Annotated in this window: 17 protein-coding genes and 2 riboswitches; all 17 genes read left to right on the top strand. The window is 32.4% G+C overall.

Annotation, left to right across the window (positions count from 1 at the left end):
* Positions 1 to 16 precede the first annotated feature (16 nt).
* The 17 genes from OREMA_RS0110760 (at position 17) to OREMA_RS0110680 (ending at position 18,556) form a co-directional block, all read left to right on the top strand.
* Positions 17 to 994, top strand: coding sequence for a methyl-accepting chemotaxis protein (locus OREMA_RS0110760; RefSeq protein WP_083900115.1), 978 nt, complete (start codon positions 17 to 19; stop codon positions 992 to 994).
* Between the two features lie 86 nt (positions 995 to 1,080).
* A riboswitch (purine riboswitch) is annotated at positions 1,081 to 1,181 on the top strand.
* Between the two features lie 141 nt (positions 1,182 to 1,322).
* Positions 1,323 to 2,639 carry an NCS2 family permease gene (locus OREMA_RS0110755; RefSeq protein ID WP_018249276.1) on the top strand — a complete coding sequence of 439 codons (1,317 nt, stop codon included), beginning with the start codon at positions 1,323 to 1,325 and terminating at the stop codon, positions 2,637 to 2,639.
* 114 nt (positions 2,640 to 2,753) lie between these two features.
* On the top strand, positions 2,754 to 3,452 hold the full coding sequence (pgl, locus tag OREMA_RS18400; RefSeq protein ID WP_018249275.1) for a 6-phosphogluconolactonase: 699 nt from the start codon (positions 2,754 to 2,756) through the stop codon (positions 3,450 to 3,452).
* A 242-nt stretch (positions 3,453 to 3,694) separates the two neighbouring features.
* A complete protein-coding gene (locus OREMA_RS0110745; protein ID WP_018249274.1) occupies positions 3,695 to 5,002 on the top strand; it encodes an NCS2 family permease in 1,308 nt (435 codons plus the stop codon).
* A gap of 252 nt (positions 5,003 to 5,254) precedes the next feature.
* A complete protein-coding gene (locus OREMA_RS0110740) occupies positions 5,255 to 5,548 on the top strand; it encodes a YerC/YecD family TrpR-related protein (RefSeq protein ID WP_018249273.1) in 294 nt (97 codons plus the stop codon).
* 523 nt (positions 5,549 to 6,071) lie between these two features.
* Positions 6,072 to 7,307 carry a TIGR00341 family protein gene (locus OREMA_RS0110735; RefSeq protein WP_018249272.1) on the top strand — a complete coding sequence of 412 codons (1,236 nt, stop codon included), beginning with the start codon at positions 6,072 to 6,074 and terminating at the stop codon, positions 7,305 to 7,307.
* 83 nt (positions 7,308 to 7,390) lie between these two features.
* Entirely contained in the window at positions 7,391 to 8,314 is a 924-nt protein-coding gene (gene cysK, locus OREMA_RS0110730; RefSeq protein WP_018249271.1) for a cysteine synthase A, read from the top strand.
* A gap of 60 nt (positions 8,315 to 8,374) precedes the next feature.
* Positions 8,375 to 8,479: riboswitch (SAM riboswitch) on the top strand.
* 164 nt (positions 8,480 to 8,643) lie between these two features.
* Positions 8,644 to 8,856 (top strand): sulfur carrier protein ThiS, encoded by a 213-nt coding sequence (gene thiS, locus OREMA_RS0110725; RefSeq protein ID WP_018249270.1) that lies wholly within the window; start codon positions 8,644 to 8,646, stop codon positions 8,854 to 8,856.
* Positions 8,849 to 9,655 (top strand): HesA/MoeB/ThiF family protein, encoded by an 807-nt coding sequence (locus OREMA_RS0110720; RefSeq protein ID WP_018249269.1) that lies wholly within the window; start codon positions 8,849 to 8,851, stop codon positions 9,653 to 9,655. The genes thiS and OREMA_RS0110720 overlap by 8 nt, the downstream gene beginning before the upstream one ends.
* Positions 9,655 to 10,065 (top strand): M67 family metallopeptidase, encoded by a 411-nt coding sequence (locus OREMA_RS0110715; RefSeq protein ID WP_026188970.1) that lies wholly within the window; start codon positions 9,655 to 9,657, stop codon positions 10,063 to 10,065. Before OREMA_RS0110720 ends, OREMA_RS0110715 begins: the two co-directional genes overlap by 1 nt.
* 19 nt (positions 10,066 to 10,084) lie before the next feature.
* Complete coding sequence (locus OREMA_RS0110710) at positions 10,085 to 12,415, top strand: sulfurtransferase TusA family protein (RefSeq protein WP_018249267.1); 2,331 nt, start codon at positions 10,085 to 10,087, stop codon at positions 12,413 to 12,415.
* A 242-nt stretch (positions 12,416 to 12,657) separates the two neighbouring features.
* Positions 12,658 to 13,869, top strand: a complete 1,212-nt coding sequence (locus tag OREMA_RS0110705; RefSeq protein ID WP_018249266.1) for an O-acetylhomoserine aminocarboxypropyltransferase/cysteine synthase family protein — start codon at positions 12,658 to 12,660, stop codon at positions 13,867 to 13,869.
* 162 nt (positions 13,870 to 14,031) lie between these two features.
* Positions 14,032 to 14,625, top strand: coding sequence for an adenylyl-sulfate kinase (cysC, locus tag OREMA_RS0110700; protein ID WP_018249265.1), 594 nt, complete (start codon positions 14,032 to 14,034; stop codon positions 14,623 to 14,625).
* Positions 14,618 to 14,854 (top strand): DUF2061 domain-containing protein, encoded by a 237-nt coding sequence (locus tag OREMA_RS17680; RefSeq protein ID WP_018249264.1) that lies wholly within the window; start codon positions 14,618 to 14,620, stop codon positions 14,852 to 14,854. The genes cysC and OREMA_RS17680 overlap by 8 nt, the downstream gene beginning before the upstream one ends.
* 137 nt (positions 14,855 to 14,991) lie before the next feature.
* The gene (gene sat, locus OREMA_RS0110690) at positions 14,992 to 16,143 is read left to right on the top strand and encodes a sulfate adenylyltransferase (protein WP_018249263.1); all 1,152 of its coding nucleotides are present in this window, start codon (positions 14,992 to 14,994) and stop codon (positions 16,141 to 16,143) included.
* A 399-nt stretch (positions 16,144 to 16,542) separates the two neighbouring features.
* Positions 16,543 to 18,237 (top strand): adenylyl-sulfate reductase subunit alpha, encoded by a 1,695-nt coding sequence (locus OREMA_RS0110685; RefSeq protein WP_018249262.1) that lies wholly within the window; start codon positions 16,543 to 16,545, stop codon positions 18,235 to 18,237.
* Positions 18,221 to 18,556, top strand: coding sequence for a 4Fe-4S dicluster domain-containing protein (locus OREMA_RS0110680; RefSeq protein WP_018249261.1), 336 nt, complete (start codon positions 18,221 to 18,223; stop codon positions 18,554 to 18,556). Before OREMA_RS0110685 ends, OREMA_RS0110680 begins: the two co-directional genes overlap by 17 nt.
* Positions 18,557 to 19,023: the final 467 nt, after the last annotated feature.

Genomic DNA, 19,023 nt, shown 5'->3' with positions numbered 1-19,023 from the left:
AATAACTATTTTACTAATGGCTGTAGTTATAATTATTTTCTCAAATTATATTACGATAAATCTAAATAAAATATTATTAGCAATTAGTAAGATTGCTAGAGGTGACTTACGAGAGAAATTGGAGGTTAGGAGTAAGGATGAGTTAGGTCAGTTAGCAGATGGATTAAATAAAGCTATAGAATCACAAAGTAATTTGTTAGATAGGATATTAGGGATTATAGATGAAATATCAGAACATAGTCATGATTTATCTGTATTTTCAGAATCGGCTGATTCAGTTGTGGCAACAGCTAACTTAAAGATTAAAAATATTATTAAATCAATTAAACAAGTGGCTAGTAGTAGTCAGCAGATAGAAGGATTTGCTGAAAATTCTCATTCTAAGGTTAAAATAGGAAGATATAAGATTAGAGATTTAGCTATCAAAATGGAAGAAATCAATCAAGCAGTTGAAGATAGTAAATCCACTATCAGTAGTTTAGATTCTACCTCAAAAGAAATAAGTAGTATAGTGACTATGATTACAAAGATTGCAGAGCAAACAGATTTATTAGCATTAAATGCAACTATAGAAGCAGCTAGGGCTGGTGATTATGGTAGAGGTTTTGCAGTAGTAGCTTCTGAAATTAAAGATTTAGCTAGTGATACTACTAAAGCAACTGAAGAGATAATAAATTTAATAGATCAAGTTAAAGAAAAATCAGATTTAGGATTAAAGGCTGTAGATAAAGTAAAAAAAGAGACTGCTGAAGGAAAAAGGTTGATTGAGGATACAGGTATATCATTTCAAGAGATGTCTAACTTAGTTGAAGAAACATTTTCTCATACCAAGGAATCTAATTCATCAGCAAAAGGGCTAGTTATAGATAGCAAGGATGTAATAAATATAATTTCTGAGGTGAAGAATATGTCTGAAGAATCAACTGAATCTGCTGAGGAATTGGCTGAAATGTCTCAAAGTTTACATAATTTAATTGAAAATTATCAATTGTAATTTTTTAAAAATCTATTGCTTAAATTTTTATAAAACTTGACAAGTTTAGCCCTCTGTCATATAATTAATAAAAATTAGTGAATTTAAAGCACAATTAATAATAATTCCGTATAATTTCAAGAATTGGCTTGAAAGTTTCTACCGATTAGCCGGAAACTAATCAACTACGGGGTAGCAAGATAAACATATTGATTATTATATCTTATTGTCTTGTATATCCCAAACTATAGCTTAATTAAGCTATAGTTTGGGATTTTTTATTTTTTATTTAACATACTTATATAAGTAATTTATACAAAGGTTATTAATTACTAGAGAGGGGATATTGATGATAAAAGTACTAGAAGATTTTTTTGAACTATCAGAACATAATACTACTTTAAAAAAAGAGGTAATTGCTGGCTTAACTACATTTATGACTATGGCTTATATAATTTTTGTTAACCCAAATATTTTAAATCAAGCAGGAATGCCTTTTGATTCAGTAATGATTGCTACAGCTATGGCAGCTGCTTTTGCAACATTATGTATGGCTTTATTAACTAATTATCCTTTTGCATTGACTCCAGGGCTTGGGTTAAGTGCTTATTTTACATATTCAGTAGTTTTAGGCATGGGATTTAGTTGGCAAGAAGCTTTAGGAGCAGTTTTTATTTCTGGGATCATATTTATTTTATTGACTTTTACAAAAGTAAGACAGGTAATAATCAATTCTATGCCAGAAACTTTAAAACTATCAGTAAGTGCCGGAATTGGGCTTTTTATTGCATTTATTGGGATGCAGAATTCTGGAATTGTAGTTAACCATGGAGCAACTTTAGTAACTTTAGGTGATCTTACAGAGCCAGCTACTATTTTAGCAATAGTAGGATTAATTATTACTGGAATTTTGATGGCTAAAGATATAAAAGGAAGTATATTAATAGGTATCATAGCAGTAACTATTTTAGCTATTCCTTTAGGGGTAACAGATATGCCAACAAGTATTATGAAAGTACCAGATTTTAGTGTATGGTCTAAGATAGCTTTTGAGGCAGATATAATAGGGGTTTTGGAAAAAGGAATTTTAACAGTTATCTTTGCTTTTTTATTTGTAGATTTATTTGATACTGCTGCAACACTGGTAGGATTAAGCCAACAGGCAGGATTTTTAGATGATGATGGTAATTTGCCTAAGGTAGATAAGGCATTATTATCAGATTCATTAGGAACAATTGCAGGTTCAATGATGGGAACTCCAACAGTTACTACATGTATAGAGTCTGCAGCTGGTATAGCTCAAGGCGGGAAGACAGGTTTAACAGGGGTTGTAGTAGCTTTTTGTTTTGTATTATCAATCTTCTTTAGTCCTATTATCTCAATTGTTCCATCAGTTGCTACAGCGCCAGCTCTAATTATTGTTGGACTTATGATGATGAAGAATGTAGTAAATTTAGAATGGACTAATATTGCTGAAAGTCTACCTGCTTTTGTAACGATTATAGCAATGCCTTTTACTTATTCAATTGCTAATGGTATTTCTTTAGGATTTATTTTGTATCCAATAGTTAAGTTATTTCATGGCGAAGGTAAAGATGTGCATTGGATTGTTTATTTATTAGGTATTTTATTTATAATAAAGTTTATATTTATGAGTGGTATATAATTTTTTAAGAGGTATAGAATAAATTTTATATCTTTTTTAATTTATTATATTTTTGAATAATTTATCTTCCCTTTATATACTCTAATTAGAGACTTATAATATGAGGAGGATTTTATGAAAACTATAGTAGATAGAAGAGCAGATTTAGAAAAAAGAGCGTCTAAAGAGATTATTAATAATATTGAAAAATTATTAGAAGATCAAGATTATATCAATTTAGGTATTGTTGGTGGGAGTTCAGTTTCTGGTATTTTTAATCATCTAAAGGATTCTAAGCTTGCTTGGGATAAGGTTCATATCTTTATGGTAGATGAACGACTAGTTCCATTAGATAGTGATGAAAGTAATTTTAAGCTTGCTAAAGAATCATTTTTAGATAAATTAATTGAAAGCGGAAAATTAACTGAGGAGAACTTGCATCCATTTATATATGATTCTAGTCAAAAGAATTATGGCTTAAATAAGTACAGGAAAGAGTTAGATAAATATGGTGGCAAAATGGATATCGTAATATTGAGTGCAGGAGAAGATGGACATACTGCTTCACTTTTTCCAAAGCATCAATCGATTAAAGAGGATTTTGATTCATATATTTTAGTAGATAATTCTCCTAAACCTCCTGTAAGAAGAATAAGCGCCTCCAAAAATTTAATTTTAAAATCTAGAATTTCTTTTCTTCTCTTTTTTGGTCAGAAGAAGGCTGATGCTTATAAAAGTTTCTTAGACAAAGACATTTCTATTGAAGAATGTCCAGTAAAACTTGTAAAAGATATAGATGAATCGTATATTTTTACAGATATATTGTTAGATTGACTTCAATAAAGTTGAATAACTACAATAGCTAAAATTGAAAAGGATGGTAGCTACCATCCTTTTATTATTTTTTAGAATTTAATTAATAAATATCTTTTTTTAAGAAAAGCGAACATAAAATAAAAATATTTATATAAAATTAGCCTTAATCGTTGACCTTTACTGATTTTTATGTTAGTATTAATATCGGTTTGAAAAAAACACTATAAAATACGAACAATAATAAACGGAGGCGAATTTTAATGACTGCTTTATTAGAAAAAGTATTCTTACTAAAAGAAAATAATACTAATGTAAAAACTGAAATTTTTGCAGGGATTACCACTTTTATGACTATGGCTTATATTATTTTCGTTAACCCAAATATAGTCTCAGCAACAGGGATGCCAGTTGAAGCCTTAATGATTGCCACAGCTATGTCAGCAGCTTTTGGTACTTTATGTATGGCCTTCTTTTCCAATTATCCTTTTGCTTTAGCTCCAGGAATGGGGATTAATGCTTATTTCACTTATACAGTAGTATTAAAGATGGGGCTTAGTTGGCAGCAAGCCTTAGGGACTGTTTTTGTATCAGGGATTATCTTTGTTATATTAAGTGTAACTAAGGTAAGGGAGACAATTATTAATTCTATGCCTAAGAATCTAAAGTTAGCGATTAGTGCAGGAATGGGGTTATTTATTGCATTATTAGGCATGGAAAATGCCGGTATTGTAGTTAATAGTCAGGCTATCTTAGTTGATTTAGGAGATTTAACTGCTCCAGCTACATTATTAGCTTTAGTTGGAATTATAATTACAATTGTATTAATGGCTCGTAAGATTCATGGAGCTATTTTACTTGGAATTTTAGCTACTACAGTAATTGGAATTCCCTTTGGAATTGTAGAAATGCCAGAAACTATTATTAAAGTTCCTTCTTTTTCAACATGGGAACCGATCTTTTTTAAAGCAGATATTATGGGAGTATTAAATCTAGGAATTTTACCAGTTATATTCTCCTTCTTATTCGTAGATATATTTGATACAGCAGGTGCATTGATTGGAGTAAGTCAACAAGCAGGATTCTTAGATAAAGATGGAAATTTGCCTAAGGTTAATCGTGCTTTGCTATCAGACTCGATGGGAACAATTGCAGGAGCTTTAATGGGTACACCAACGGTTACTACTTATGTGGAGTCTGCTACTGGGGTAGCTGAGGGAGGAAGAACTGGCTTAACAGGAGTAACAGTTGCTCTTTGTTTTGTACTATCAATTTTCTTTGCACCAGTAGTGGCCATTGTACCAGCAGCAGCAACGGCACCAGCATTAATTATTGTTGGTTCCTTGATGATGAAGAATGCTATGCATATAGACTGGGATAAGGTAACAGAAGCTATTCCAGCCTTTATTACTCTTATTGCAATACCTTTCACTTATTCAATTACTAATGGTATTTCTTTAGGGTTTATTATTTATCCGATTGTAAAATATCTACATGGTGAAGGTGAAGATGTACATTGGATTATTAGTTTATTTGGTTTCTTATTTGTCCTAAAGTATATTTATATGTAAGTTTTATAGCGTGGGATTCCCGCGCTTTTTTCTTTTTTAAGAAGAATTATAAATATTCAACCATAAATTATTAATAGCATTTAAAATTTTTATTTAATTATGCTAATGGCTATATTATAGAAGAGTTAATCAAATATTTTAGCAATATTCTGTACTTTTCTACTTTAATAAGTTAAATAGCTGGTAAAAAAAGAAAAAGTTTATTATAATAGATATGAATATAGTTATAAATATATTTTGGAGGTGTATATTTTGAATTCTAAATTAAAAGATAAATTTACAGATCAATTATTTGATGCTATTTTATTATTAAAGGATAAAGGTGAATGTTATAAATTTTTTGAGGATATATGCACAGTAAGTGAATTAAAAGCTTTAGCTCAAAGATTAGAGGTTGCTAAAATGTTAAATGATGGATATACTTATGATGAAATTGCTGAACATACTGGTGCTAGTACAGCTACAATTAGTAGAGTAAAACGATGTTTGAATTATGGAGCAGATGGATATGAAGTAATCTTGGAGCGGATGAAAGATAATAACTAACTAACAAATAGTTGCTGTAGTAAATATTGAAGCTTAGAATAAATTTTCTAGAGAGATTAAAAATTGTTAAAAACTTAAGTTATAGTTAATTTAGTACTAGCTATTAAAATTGATAATCTTAAATAAGACAGAGTAAGGCTTAAATATATTGCTTTAGGTGGCTATAAAACTTGATGATATTCTTTAGAAAATTGTGTTTAGTCTCTTTATCTTGATTTAGAGTCAAATATAAAGGTTAGACAGGGATGTATTTATGAAATTTTGTTTATATCTAACCTTAAATCTTTTAAGATAGAGGTATAATGTTTATCTAAGCTATTTTCTAGAAAGGGTCTAATTTCTTTGATTAGCGAAGGTTATATGGTTGAATAATATAATGTATGAATCCATCTATTAGTAATAAACCCCTTTATGGGGGTTGTTTTTGTATGGGTTTATAAATATTAAAATATTTATTCTTAGAAGAGAAAATAATAATTTTTTCTATAATACTAGGATAGAATATTGATAGAGGAGGTTTAAGATGCAAGTTGTTCATGCTACCTTTGCATCAGGCGAAGGAAAAGATGCTGTTGATTTATTGAAAAATTTAGGAGTGGAGATTGAAGATTATAAATTGATTGAGTCTGAGACAGGAGATTTACTTATTATAAATCTTTTGTATCACAATGTTGATATCTTAATAGACAAGTTAAAGGATCGTTTTGATTTTACTAATAATGTACATAGAAGCTTAATAATTTTTACTCCTGACACTATAATCCCAAGCAATAAGGAGAAGACCAAAAAAGAAGATTATCGAGCTACAAGAGAAACTATTGTTACATATGCTAAAGAAAACAGTGAAATGAGTAGTCAATTAGTATTTTTAGCTGTAGTGGCTGCTATAATTGCTACTTTGGGTTTAATACTTGATAATACTCCTGTAATAGTTGGGGCAATGATTATTGCACCTGTATTTGGGCCGATAGCTACTATGGCGATAGGTATTGTATTAGGGGATTTAAAGTTATTGGTAAAAGGAATTATAGTAGAATTAGCGATTATGGGGATTGCTATTAGTATTGGAGGCATATTTGCACTTATAATTCCTAATGTTTCAATGACCCATGCTTTACAAGTTAGAATGTTACCTACTCTACCAGATTTATTAGTAGCGTTAGCAGCTGGGGGAGCGGGAGCTTATGCATTAATTACCCATGTAAAATCCCAACAATTAGTTGGGGTAGTAATAGCTGCTGCCTTAATTCCTGTTATGGCTACTATTGGGGTTGGAATATCTCTGGCTAATGCTGACATGATTATTGGAGCTTTATTGTTGTTATTTGGAAACTTATTTGCATTATTATTAGCTATTATTATAGTCTTTTATGTTAAAGGTTTAAAACCACAATGGTGGTATGAATCTACAGCTAATAAACTGATTAAGAAGAGTTTAATCATTTTGACTCTTTCTGTTATTATATTGACTTTGCCTCTATCAGTGATAACTTATAATCAGATGATTAAAGAAGAGCCAGAAGATGTTGTTCGTAAGATATATCGTGAACATTTTGGTGATGAACTAGAAAGTAGACTTTTTTCTATTGATGTAAAAGATAAGGAAGTAGATTTAATTATTTATACTCCTGTTGATACTGATAAACATTATTTTCAGTTACTAGCTAATAAGATTAAAGAAAAGTTAGGAGAAGATTACAAGGTTATCTTCGAAATTATTCCTACACAAAGGTTAGAGACCCCCTTACAATCTTCTTGACAATAAAGTAATATTTTGTTATGATATTAATAACCTGATAAACAGGGTTGTTTACTAGGGATTAATTTTAAGGAGGCGGAAATATGAAAGTTGTAAATAATATTACTGAATTGATTGGTCAAACACCGCTTGTTAAATTAAATAGATTAGTGCCTGAAGGTGCTGCAGATGTTTATGCTAAATTGGAATCTTTCAATCCAGGTGGTAGTGTTAAAGATAGAATTGCTCTTAATATGATTGAAAGTGCTGAAAAAGAAGGTTTGTTGAAGCCAGGTGGTACAATTATTGAACCTACTAGTGGGAATACTGGAATTGGCTTAGCAATGGTTGGTGCTGCTAAAGGCTATAAAGTAATTTTAACAATGCCTGATACAATGAGTATTGAAAGAAGAAAGATATTGAAAGCATTTGGAGCAGAAATTTTATTAACTCCTGGAGAAAAAGGGATGCCTGGTGCTATAGATAAGGCTAAGGAATTAACAGATGCTAATGATGATTATTTTATGCCACAGCAGTTTATGAATGCAGCTAACCCAGAGGTACATAGAAACACAACTGCTAAAGAGATTATAGAAGCTACTGATGGTAACTTGGATGCTTTTGTAGCAGGTGTTGGAACTGGTGGAACTGTTACTGGAACTGGAGAAGTCTTAAAAGAAGAAATTTCAGATATTAAGATTGTAGCAGTAGAACCAACTGGATCTCCTGTACTTAGTGGAGGTAATCCTGGACCACATATGATTCAAGGAATTGGAGCAGGTTTTATTCCTGATGTTCTAAATACAGATATCTTAGATGAGGTTAAACAGATTGACAATGAAGAAGCTATGGAGATGGCACGTAAATTAGCTGTAGAAGAAGGAATTCTTGTTGGTATTTCTTGTGGAGCAGCTATAGCAGCAGCTATCAAAGTTGCTCAAGAATTAGGTGCTGGAAAACGGGTTGTAGTTATAGCTCCAGATACTGGAGAGAGATATTTAAGTACTACATTGTTTAAAGCAGAATAGCTGTTGGCTATCAGCTAGTAGCTATTAGCTAAAAACTAAAAGCTAACAATTAAATACAAACTCTTATCAAGAGAGGTGGAGGGACTGGCCCAATGAAGCCCAGCAACCATCCCTATTTGGGAAAGGTGCTAATTCCAGCAATACTTATGTATTGAAAGATGAGATTATATGCCGTTGTATATAATGAAAATCCTCTTCTTTCAAGAAGAGGATTTTTTTAGATTAAAACCAAGTATTTGTATTGACATACTCAGAATAATATGATAGTCTTTGTAATAATATAAATACATAAAAACAAAGTGGAATACCAGGGAATGGAGTGATAACAAATGAAGATCAAAGTTAATGGTAAAGAAGTAGAGTTAAAAAAAGGATTAACAGTAAGTGAATTATTGCTAAAAGAAGATGTAGATATGCCAGATATGGTATCAGTAGAGTTGAATGGCGAAATTTTAGAGCGAGATAATTTCTCTGATAAAGCTCTAAAGTCTGGCGATAAGGTAGAGTTTCTATACTTCATGGGTGGTGGAGCAAATGTATGATTTTAGTGAAGAACAGTTACAGAGATATTCAAGGCATATTATTTTACAGGATGTTGGTGTAGAAGGGCAAGATAAGTTATTAAATGCTTCAGTCTTGATTATAGGAACTGGAGGGCTTGGAACGCCAGCAGCACAGTTTTTGGCAGCGGCTGGTATTGGTAAGATTGGCTTGGTAGATGCAGATAGAGTAGAGTTATCAAATCTACAGCGTCAAGTTTTACATCATACACCTGATGTAGGTAAGTTAAAGGTAGAATCGGCTAAAGAGAAGATCAATGCGATGAATCCTGATGTAGAGGTTAAAACCTATGATTACTATCTAACCTCCCAAAATATCAAAGAGGTTATTAGAGAATATGATTTTGTAATAGATGGGACAGACAACTTCCCGGCTAAATTTTTAATCAATGATGCTTGTGTAATGGAAGATAAGCCTTTCTCACATGCAGGAATTATTAAGTTTGGAGGTCAGACCACAACTGTAGTTCCAGGAGGCGAGACACCATGTTATAGATGTATCTTTCCTCAACCACCTAAGCCTGGTTCAGTCCCTTCTTGTAAGGAAGCAGGAGTTATAGGAGTTATGGGTGGAGTGATTGGAACTATCCAAGCAACAGAGGCTATTAAGTATATTCTAAAAAAAGGTGAATTATTAACTGGCAAGTTACTGACCTATGATGCATTGAAGATGAAGTTTAGAAAGATTAACTTAAATAAGAGAGAAAACTGTGGGATTTGTAGTGATGACCCAGAAATAACAGAATTAATCGATTATGAGCAAGGGGTTTGTGAATTATGATAATTAAATTGCCAGAAAAGTTATATCAGCAATTATTGGAGCATGTTCGGGATGAATTCCCAAATGAGGGTTGTGGTTTAGTGGCTGGAGTGATAGCTGATGAAGAGATTGAGGTTAAGAAAGTATATACTATGACCAATCTAGATTCTTCAGCAGAACACTTTACAATGGATCCAAAAGAGCAGTTTGCAGTAGTCAAAGAAGTTAGAAATAAGGGCTATGATTTAATTGGAAATTATCATTCCCATCCTTTTACCCCTTCTCGTCCATCGGAAGAGGATAAGAGATTGGCTTATGATGAAGAAGCAATTTATTTTATCTTATCATTAAAGGATGAAGAGCCAGTATTAAAGGCTTTTAGTATTAAAGAACAGAAGAAAGTTACTCAAATAGAGATTGAATTAATTTAATGAAAGGAAGGTGACAAGTATGAGTAATCGACCTATTTTTAATATTTCAGCTACGGTGAAAGAAGATACGAATAATTATCCGAATTTAGTTGAACGATTTGTAGATGGTGATTTAGATGAAGCTAGGTTTAAAGGGCGTAGAGTTCCAATGGGAATTTATAGCCAAAGAGGTTATAAATCAGGTAAAGAGAGGTATATGGTAAGAGTTAGAATTCCTGGTGGAGTAGTGACTAAGGAGCAGTTAAAGGTATTAAATCAATTGAGTAAAGAGTATGGGAATGCTTATCTTCATATTACCACTAGACAGGATATACAGCTTCATCAGCTTAAGATTGAGGATACCCCAGAAGTACTATTCAAGCTATTAGAGGCAGGCTTAAGCCCACGAGGTGGTGGAGGTAATACCGTTAGAAATATCTTGAACTCTGCTAGAGCAGGTGTTAACCCTGAGGAAGCTTTTGATACAACACCTCATAACTTAGCGTTAACAGAATATTTAATTAAGACACGTTCTTCTTTTAATTTACCAAGAAAGTATAAGATAGCCTTCTCCTCTGACCCTAAAGATGATTCTTTAGCTACATTAAATGACCTAGGTTTTATAGCTACTAAGAAAGATGGTCAACGAGGCTTTAAAGTATATGGTGGAGGGGGAATGGGAGGCTCCTCAGAATTGGGGATAGTCTTAGAAGACTTCGTAGAAGAGGATAAGATCTTCCATATAGCAGAGGCTATTAAGAGGTTCTTTGATGAATATGGTGATCGTAGTAATAAGCATAGGGCTAGATTACGCTTTGTAAGAAAGAGGCTTGGTGATAAAGAGTTTGTCAATAAATACAAAGAGTACTTAGCTGAAGTATTAGCCGAAGATTTAGAGGTTGAAGAGTTAAATAGTTATGAAGAATTAAGAACAGGTAAGGGAGAAAAAAATGATTTGAATGTAGATTATCTTTATACAGAGAAGGTAGAAGGCTACTATTCTTTAGAGCTGAGAATGGAGAATGGAGATATTAGTTATGATGAGTTGAATTCATTATTAGGTTTATTAGATAATAGTGAGTTATCTATTAGAACTACTATCAAACAAGGATTATTGATTAGAGGTATTAAAGGAGAAGATTTACAAGGGCTAATCGAGAAAATTAATCAAATCAATCCTAATCTAGTAGTGGCTAATATGGGAACAATGCCTGTTTCTTGTAAAGGTGCATCGACTTGTAAATTAGGATTATGTATTTCGCCTAATTTATCAGAGGCTATCAGAGAAAGATTAATGACTTTAGATGACAAGTTACAATCAGTATTACCTCAAATCTATATTAGTGGTTGCCCAAATGTTTGTGGACAGCATATCATTGCTAATCTTGGTTTTGAAGGTAAGGCTAAGCGGCATAATGATAGATTGCTTCCCTACTATGCATTATTCTTAGGAGGAAACGTAGAAGAAGGTAATAGTAAGTATGGAGACGCAGCTGTAGATATTCCTGCTAAGCGTATACCAGATTTTCTAGCAGAATTGGCTAGATTATTGGCTGAAGATGGAGATTATAACCGAGTTAATTTTAATACTTACCTAGAAAAGGGTGGAAAGACTAAGATAGTTGAATTAGCTGAGGAATTTATTGCAATTCCTACTTATGAAGAAGATTCAGATATTTATAAGGATTGGGGTAAAACAGAAGACTTTTCCTTAGCAGGTAGAGGGCCTGGAGAATGTGGAGCAGGTGTAATGGATATTATTAAATTGGATATCGATACTGCTAAATCTAATTATAAGAAAGCGATTAAAGAAGAAGATGATGATGAACTTTATAAAGCTATCATTAATTCATCTAGAGCATTATTGGCTGTAAGAGGTATAGATACAGATAAGGATAGAGTTATTTTAGCAGAATTTAAAACCGAGTTTATTGATAAGAATTTAGTAGATAATCATTATAATGAAACTTTAAATGCTGCATTAGATTATAAATTGGGAGATATTGATAATCTATTCTCTTATCAAAATAAAATAAATAATTTAATTGAAAGAGTAGAGTATTTATTTAATTCCTTAAATGCTAAGTTAGAGTTTGAGCTAGAAGAAGTTTCTAGTGATAATAATAACGAAGATAAGAATATCTTAGATAGCGAGGTGGCAGATTTAAGAGGGGTAAAATGTCCAATGAATTTTGTAAAAGCTAAAGTGGCCCTAGCACCTCTAAATTCAGGAGATATATTAGATATTTATTTAGACGAAGGGGAGCCAATAGCTAATGTTCCCCAGAGTTTAATCTCTGAAGGGCATGAGGTTTTATCTAAAGAGAAGCGAGAAGATGGATCTTATAGTTTAAAGGTAAAGAAGGTATAGTAATAATTTGTTATGTTAAGTTGGCAGGTGATAGTTAAATTTTGATATAGCTATATAACTGTAGTAAGCAGTGGCAAGTAGCAGGTGACCATTTCAAATTTGTTGGAGCTAGTAACTTGCCACTAGTTATTAAAACATCACATCATCTATTTAGAGTAACAATTTTTCTATTAGAACATATATTAATAACTGTAAATTATATGCTATCAAGCAACTAATTTGAGAAGTAGGAGGAGAAGAGTATGAACTTTGAAACGAAGTTAGTAAATTTAAAAATAAAAGATCAATATGGAGCTACTAATACGCCAGTTTATTTAAGTAACTCCTTTGCTTATGAAGATGCAGAAGAACTGGAGAAAGTATTTAAGAATCGTGCTTTAGGATATGCCTATTCCAGGGTTAGTAATCCAACAATTAAAGCTCTAGAAGATAAATTAGCTAGTTTGGAAGGAGGAAAACAGTCTATACTTGCTGCTTCAGGGATGGCAGCTATTTCTACAGCTACATTAACATTATTAGAGGCAGGTGATGAGTTTGTAGCAACTAGTTCTTTATTTGGAGGAACTTATAATCTATTTAAAAATTATCAAAAGTATGGTATTACTCCTCGATTTAGTCAAGGGGTTGAACGAGATGATATTGCTAAGTTAATAACTAATAAAACTAAGTTTGTCTTTCTAGAGACATTAGGTAACCCTAAATTAGATATCCCAGATATTAAAGGTATAGCTGAAGTATGTGAGAAGAATAATATCCCACTAATTGTTGATAGTACAATGACAACTCCAGCTTTAATTAAGCCATTAGAATTGGGTGCAAATATTGTAATTCATTCTACTTCCAAGTATATCAATGGTACTGCTAATTCTATCGGAGGGGTAATTATAGATGGTGGAAATTTTGACTGGACTATTTTTGCTAACTTCTCTGAATATAAAAGATTTGGAAAGTTAGCTTTTACTGTTAAAGCAAGAGGAGAGACATTTAAAGATTTCGGACCTTCTTCATCTCCGCTAACTTCTTTGTTAAATGAGTTAGGGATTCCTACTTTGGCTTTAAGGATGGAAAAGCATTCTAATAATGCTTTGGAGTTGGCAAATTTTTTGTTAGAACATCCTAAGGTAAAAGAGGTTAATTATCCAGGTTTAGAGAGTAATAAATATAATGAGCGGGCTAAAAATCTATTAAAAAATGACTTTGGTGGAATGTTGACCTTAAGAGTGGCTAGTAAAGATAAGGCTTTTAAAGTCATAAATAAATTAAAATATTTCTATAATTTAGCTAATATTGGTGATGTTAAGTCACTGGTTATCCATCCCGCCTCTACAATCTATGCTAAAAATACAGTAAAAGAGAGAGAGGCATTAGGTGCTTATGATGATTTAATTAGAGTAAGCGTTGGAATTGAGGATATAGAAGATCTTAAAGCAGATTTTGCACAAGCACTTAAATAATAATGTACAATGTATAATTTACAATTGTCAAGTAAAATCGTTGAAATACAAATATTTAATGAGTGATTAAAAGAAATCTAGTACTAAATCTTTTAATAATTGCTTTTTAATTATGCATTGTACATTGTCAATTGTAAATTAATAAACGGGAGGAGTTTGAGTATGGAGGAATCGAACAAAAATATAGTTTGGCATGAAGGAAAGGTAAGTTATGAAGATAGATGTGATAATTTAGATCAAGAGGGATTGGTTGTTTGGTTTACTGGACTTTCAGGAGCTGGCAAATCTACTGTTGCTGTAGAGGTTGAGAAAGAGTTAATTAAATTAGGTAAGGCTGTCTACCGTCTAGATGGCGATAATGTACGCCATGGCTTAAATTCCGATTTGGGATTTACTGCTGAGGATAGAAATGAGAATATTCGTCGAATTGCTGAAGTGGCAGCATTATTTAAGGATGCAGGATTGATTACATTGGCTTCTTTTATCTCTCCTTATCAAGAGATAAGAAATTTTGCTCGACAAAGAGCAGGAGAAGATAACTTTATTGAAGTTTATGTTAAGGCAGATGTAGATACTTGTGCTGAACGTGATCCTAAAGGATTATATGAGAAGGCTAAAAGTGGGGAAATTAAGAATTTCACTGGAATATCTGCTCCTTATGAAGTTCCAGAAAATTCAGAGTTGATTATAGATACTACTAAATTATCAGTGGCTGATTCAGTAAAGAAGGTATTGGGGGTAATTATAAATGATTAAAAAATTACGATTGTTGAAGGCGGTTACTTGGAGAATAACTGCTACAACAACTACCATGCTAATTGTCTATTTCTTAACTGGAGAATTGAAGTTGGCTGGTTCTGCAGCTTTGGTCGAGATAATTTCTAAAATTGCTATCTACTATCTTCATGAAGGCATTTGGGAAAGAATAACTTTAAGAGAAGGTAATGATATTGAGCATGAAATGGAAGAATTAGCTGCTAACTAATTTAAAGTAGATATAAAATCTCAATAGTTAGCGAGTGGAGTCGCTTGATTTTTAGTTAACAGCTTCTAAGAATTTAAATTACGTCTTATATTTTAACTTATCTAATTCTAATTGTAAATATATTAGGAGGAATTATTATGTCAATTGAAGCTCATGGTGGAAAGTTAGTAAATAGAGTATTAGAAGGAAAAGAACGTGAAGATTTATTGAAGAAAGCTATTGAGATGCCACAGTTAAAGTTAAGTGTACGTGATCTAACAGAGGCAGAGAATATAGCTATTGGACTTTATAGTCCACTAGAAGGATTTATGAATCAGGATGATTATATTAAAGTTGTTGAAGAGATGCATTTAATTAATGGTTTAGCTTGGACTATTCCTATTGTATTAGGAGTTAGTAAAGAAGAGTCAGAGAGTTTGAAGACAGGTCAAGATGTTGCTTTAACTGATAGTGAAGGAACTGTATATGCAGTTTTACATTTGGAAGATAAATATGAATATAATCAAGAGAAGGAAGCTGAGTGGGTATATAAAACTACAGATACTGAACATCCAGGAGTAGCTAAAATTTATGAACGTGGAAAAGTTCTATTAGGTGGTAAGATCTCATTATTAAGAAGAATTAAGCATAAGCTATTTAATGAGTATAGATTAGATCCAAAGGATGTTAGAGAATTAATTGAAGAGCAAGGATGGAAGCGAGTTGTAGGATTTCAAACTAGAAATCCAATTCATAGGGCTCATGAATATATTCAGAAGTGTGCTTTAGAGATTTGTGATGCCTTACTATTAACACCATTAGTAGGCGAGACTAAGGGTACTGATGTTCCAGTAGAATATCGAATTGAAAGCTATGAAGTAGTAATGAATAAAATTTACCCTCAAAACAGGACGGATTTAGCTGTGTTTCCGGCAGCAATGAGATATGCAGGACCAAGAGAGGCGGTATTTCATGCCTTGTGTCGCAAAAATTATGGCTGTACCCATTTTATTGTAGGGCGTGACCATGCTGGAGTTGGTGATTATTATGGTACATATGAAGCGCAAGAGATCTTTGATAACTTTAAGGCTGAAGAGATAGGTATTGAACCATTATGCTTTGAACATGCGTTTTATTGTAAAGATTGTGAAAGTATGGCTACTGCGAAGACATGTCCTCATAGTCAAGAAACTCATATCTTCTTAAGTGGTACTAAAGTACGTGGCTTATTAAGGGAAGGAAAGAAGCCGCCTAAAGAGATGACTAGACCAGAGGTGGCAGATGTGTTGATAAGAGGGATGGCGAGATAATCGCTAAAGTTCTATAAGCGATTATCGTCTACGAGTTTCTTTAGAAACTCTTCGTGATTATAAAGTTTCTAAAAAGAGGGAAACTTTATTTCTCTGCACGAAGAGTCCGGAGGACTCGTAGGGACGTTGACCTAAAGGGAGCTAAAGTTCTATAAGCGATTATCGTCTACAAGTTTCTAAAGGCTTGGAGAGTTTAATAATTTATAATGTAAAATCTAGAGTGTATAATTAAAGATTAAGTTTTTCAAAACTTAATTCAAAAAAATATGATGTGATTTAGTCATTTAGGATTTTATAGTGATCGGTGAAATTTGTGTTTTGATTATCAATTATCAATTATCAATTATCAATTTTACATTATACATTCGAAAATGTGTACATTTTCAAAGGGTGATGAATATGAAAAATATCGAAATCGTTAAATTGAATACTGATATCTTAATCATCGGTGGTGGAGCTGCTGGATGTTATGCTGGAGCTAGGATAAAGGAAGAAGACCCTAAAAGCGATGTTCTAATAGTTGACAAAGCCCATATTAAGCGGAGTGGTTGTTTGGCAGCAGGAATTAGTGCAATTAATGCCTATTTAAATCCTGGAGTAACTCCAAGGGATTTTTTGGATTATGTTAAGAATGATTCAGAAGGATTAGTCAGAGATGATCTAGTTTATACTCTAGCACAGGGATTAAATAAAGCAAGCAATTGGCTGGAAAAATGGGGATTACCCTTCTTGAAGGATGAAGTTGGTAATTATGTAGCTAAGGGTAAGCGGAGTGTTAAGATTAATGGTGAGCATATTAAGCCGATTATGGCTAAAGCTGTTAAAGAGAGTGGAGTAGAGGTTCTAAATAGGGTTAATATTACTAATTATATACTAATAGATAACAAAGTTAGCGGAGCCTTTGGTTTTTCAGTAAGAGAGAATAAGTTTTATGTTATTCAAGCTAAGGCTGTTATCTGTGCTACAGGAGGAGCTTCTGGAATTTATAAACCTAATAATCCAGGGGCAGCGAGACATAAGATGTGGTATTCTCCTTTTAATACTGGAGCAGGATATGCTATGGGTATTAGGGCTGGAGCAGAGATGACTACCTTTGAAATGAGGTTTATTGCGTTAAGAACGAAGGATACTATTTCTCCTACAGGTGTTCTGGCTCAAAGTTTTAAGGCGAAACAAATTAATAGAGATGGATTAGAGTATCAAGAGCAGTATAAGAAGAATTCTACCCCGTATAGATTACATGCCACCCTATATGAGAATCAGCGGGGGAAGGGGCCTTGCTATTTAGATGTTACTCATTTAAATGATGATAGTAATAATCGTTTAAAGCGATCATTTTTAAATATGTCTCCAGGGATTGTCTTGAAATGGGCTGATAGTGAGGTGGAACCTAATCAAAATCCAGTTGAGATTTATGGAACAGAACCCTATATTGTAGGGGGACATTCTCAATCAGGCTATTGGGTTGATAGTAAAAGAAGGAGTACCTTAGAAGGTTTATATGCAGCTGGAGATGTAGCTGGAGGAGCACCTAAAAAGTATGTTACTGGTGCTATGGTTGAAGGTGAGATAGCAGGGCTTGATGCTTTGAATTATATTGGCAATCTAGAATATGTAGAAGTTAGTGATAAAATTATAGATAAGGAGCTGGATAGAGTATTCTCTCCTTTAGAGAAATCGGAAGGTTTTCTTCCTGAAGATCTCGAAGAAAGATTACAAAAGATTATGGATGAATATGCTGGTGGCTTAAGCAGTAATTATCGTTTGGATGAAGGAAAGCTTATTAGAGCTAGAAAAGAGCTTAAAATATTAAAAGAAGATTTAACTAGAGCAAGAGCCAAAGATATTCATCAGTTGATGAATCTACATGAAGTTATTGATCGGGTGGATGTAGCTAGAGTGCTAGTGGAACATCTACTATATAGAAAAGAGACTCGTTGGAGATGTTATCAAGAGAGAGTTGATTATCCAAATAAAGATGATAAAAATTGGTTTAAATTTGTCAATTCTATTTATGATCCAGAGCTTGACAAGATTAAAATTATTGAAAGAGATCATATAAAGTTAGGTGATTTAGATGTCAGTAAAAATTAATAAAAGTTTATGTAATGGGTGTGGAAATAGTAAAGAATCCCGTTGTATGAGAGTTTGTCCTGGTAATTTAATATATAAGAATAAAGATAATCAAGCTGAAATAAGGGACAAACGGGAATGCTGGGACTGTGCTGCTTGTGTTAAAGAATGCCCAAGGCAAGCTATCGAAATGTATTTACCAGTGGAAATTGGTGGGAGAGGTTCTACTTTACAGGCACAAGACTTGGGCGATAAGATAGTCTGGAAGTTAAATAAATTAGATGGTTCTGTAGAGGAGTTTAATATTCAAAATAAGTTATGGTTTAATTCAAATTTATAAGCATATCATCTTTGATGATATGCTTATTTTTTTATTGAGGTAGCTATAAAATCTAACTGTAAAAAATTTCAGTTAGGAAAGTGAGAAAGATTTTAAGATTAAGTTAGGAAATTATATTAGTCTAGCAATTATCTTTTTATATATGTAGCTATTGAAATAAAAAATATAAATAAAGTTAGAGTTTTAGTGAATTTAAAAACTAAAGTCTAGGATTAGAATTTGGGCTTTAGTTTTTTGATTTAGAGTTATTGATCGAAGATTTAATTACTAATTTATTAAAATAAAATTTTAGCTTTATAATTAGACTAATTCTCTAGGTGCAATCTTTTCTGATTATACATTATTAGAAAGTAAATTATCCATTAATAAGAATTCATTTGGATAAGTCTTTAAATCTTTATCATGAATTATAATATATGAAGAAACTTAACGCAAATATAACATATAACTAACATAATTTTAACTTC

Source organism: Orenia marismortui DSM 5156, from assembly GCF_000379025.1.
GTDB lineage: Bacteria > Bacillota > Halanaerobiia > Halobacteroidales > Halobacteroidaceae > Orenia > Orenia marismortui.
Note: the sequence above shows the minus strand (reverse complement) of the source record. Positions and strands in the feature narration are given on the sequence as shown.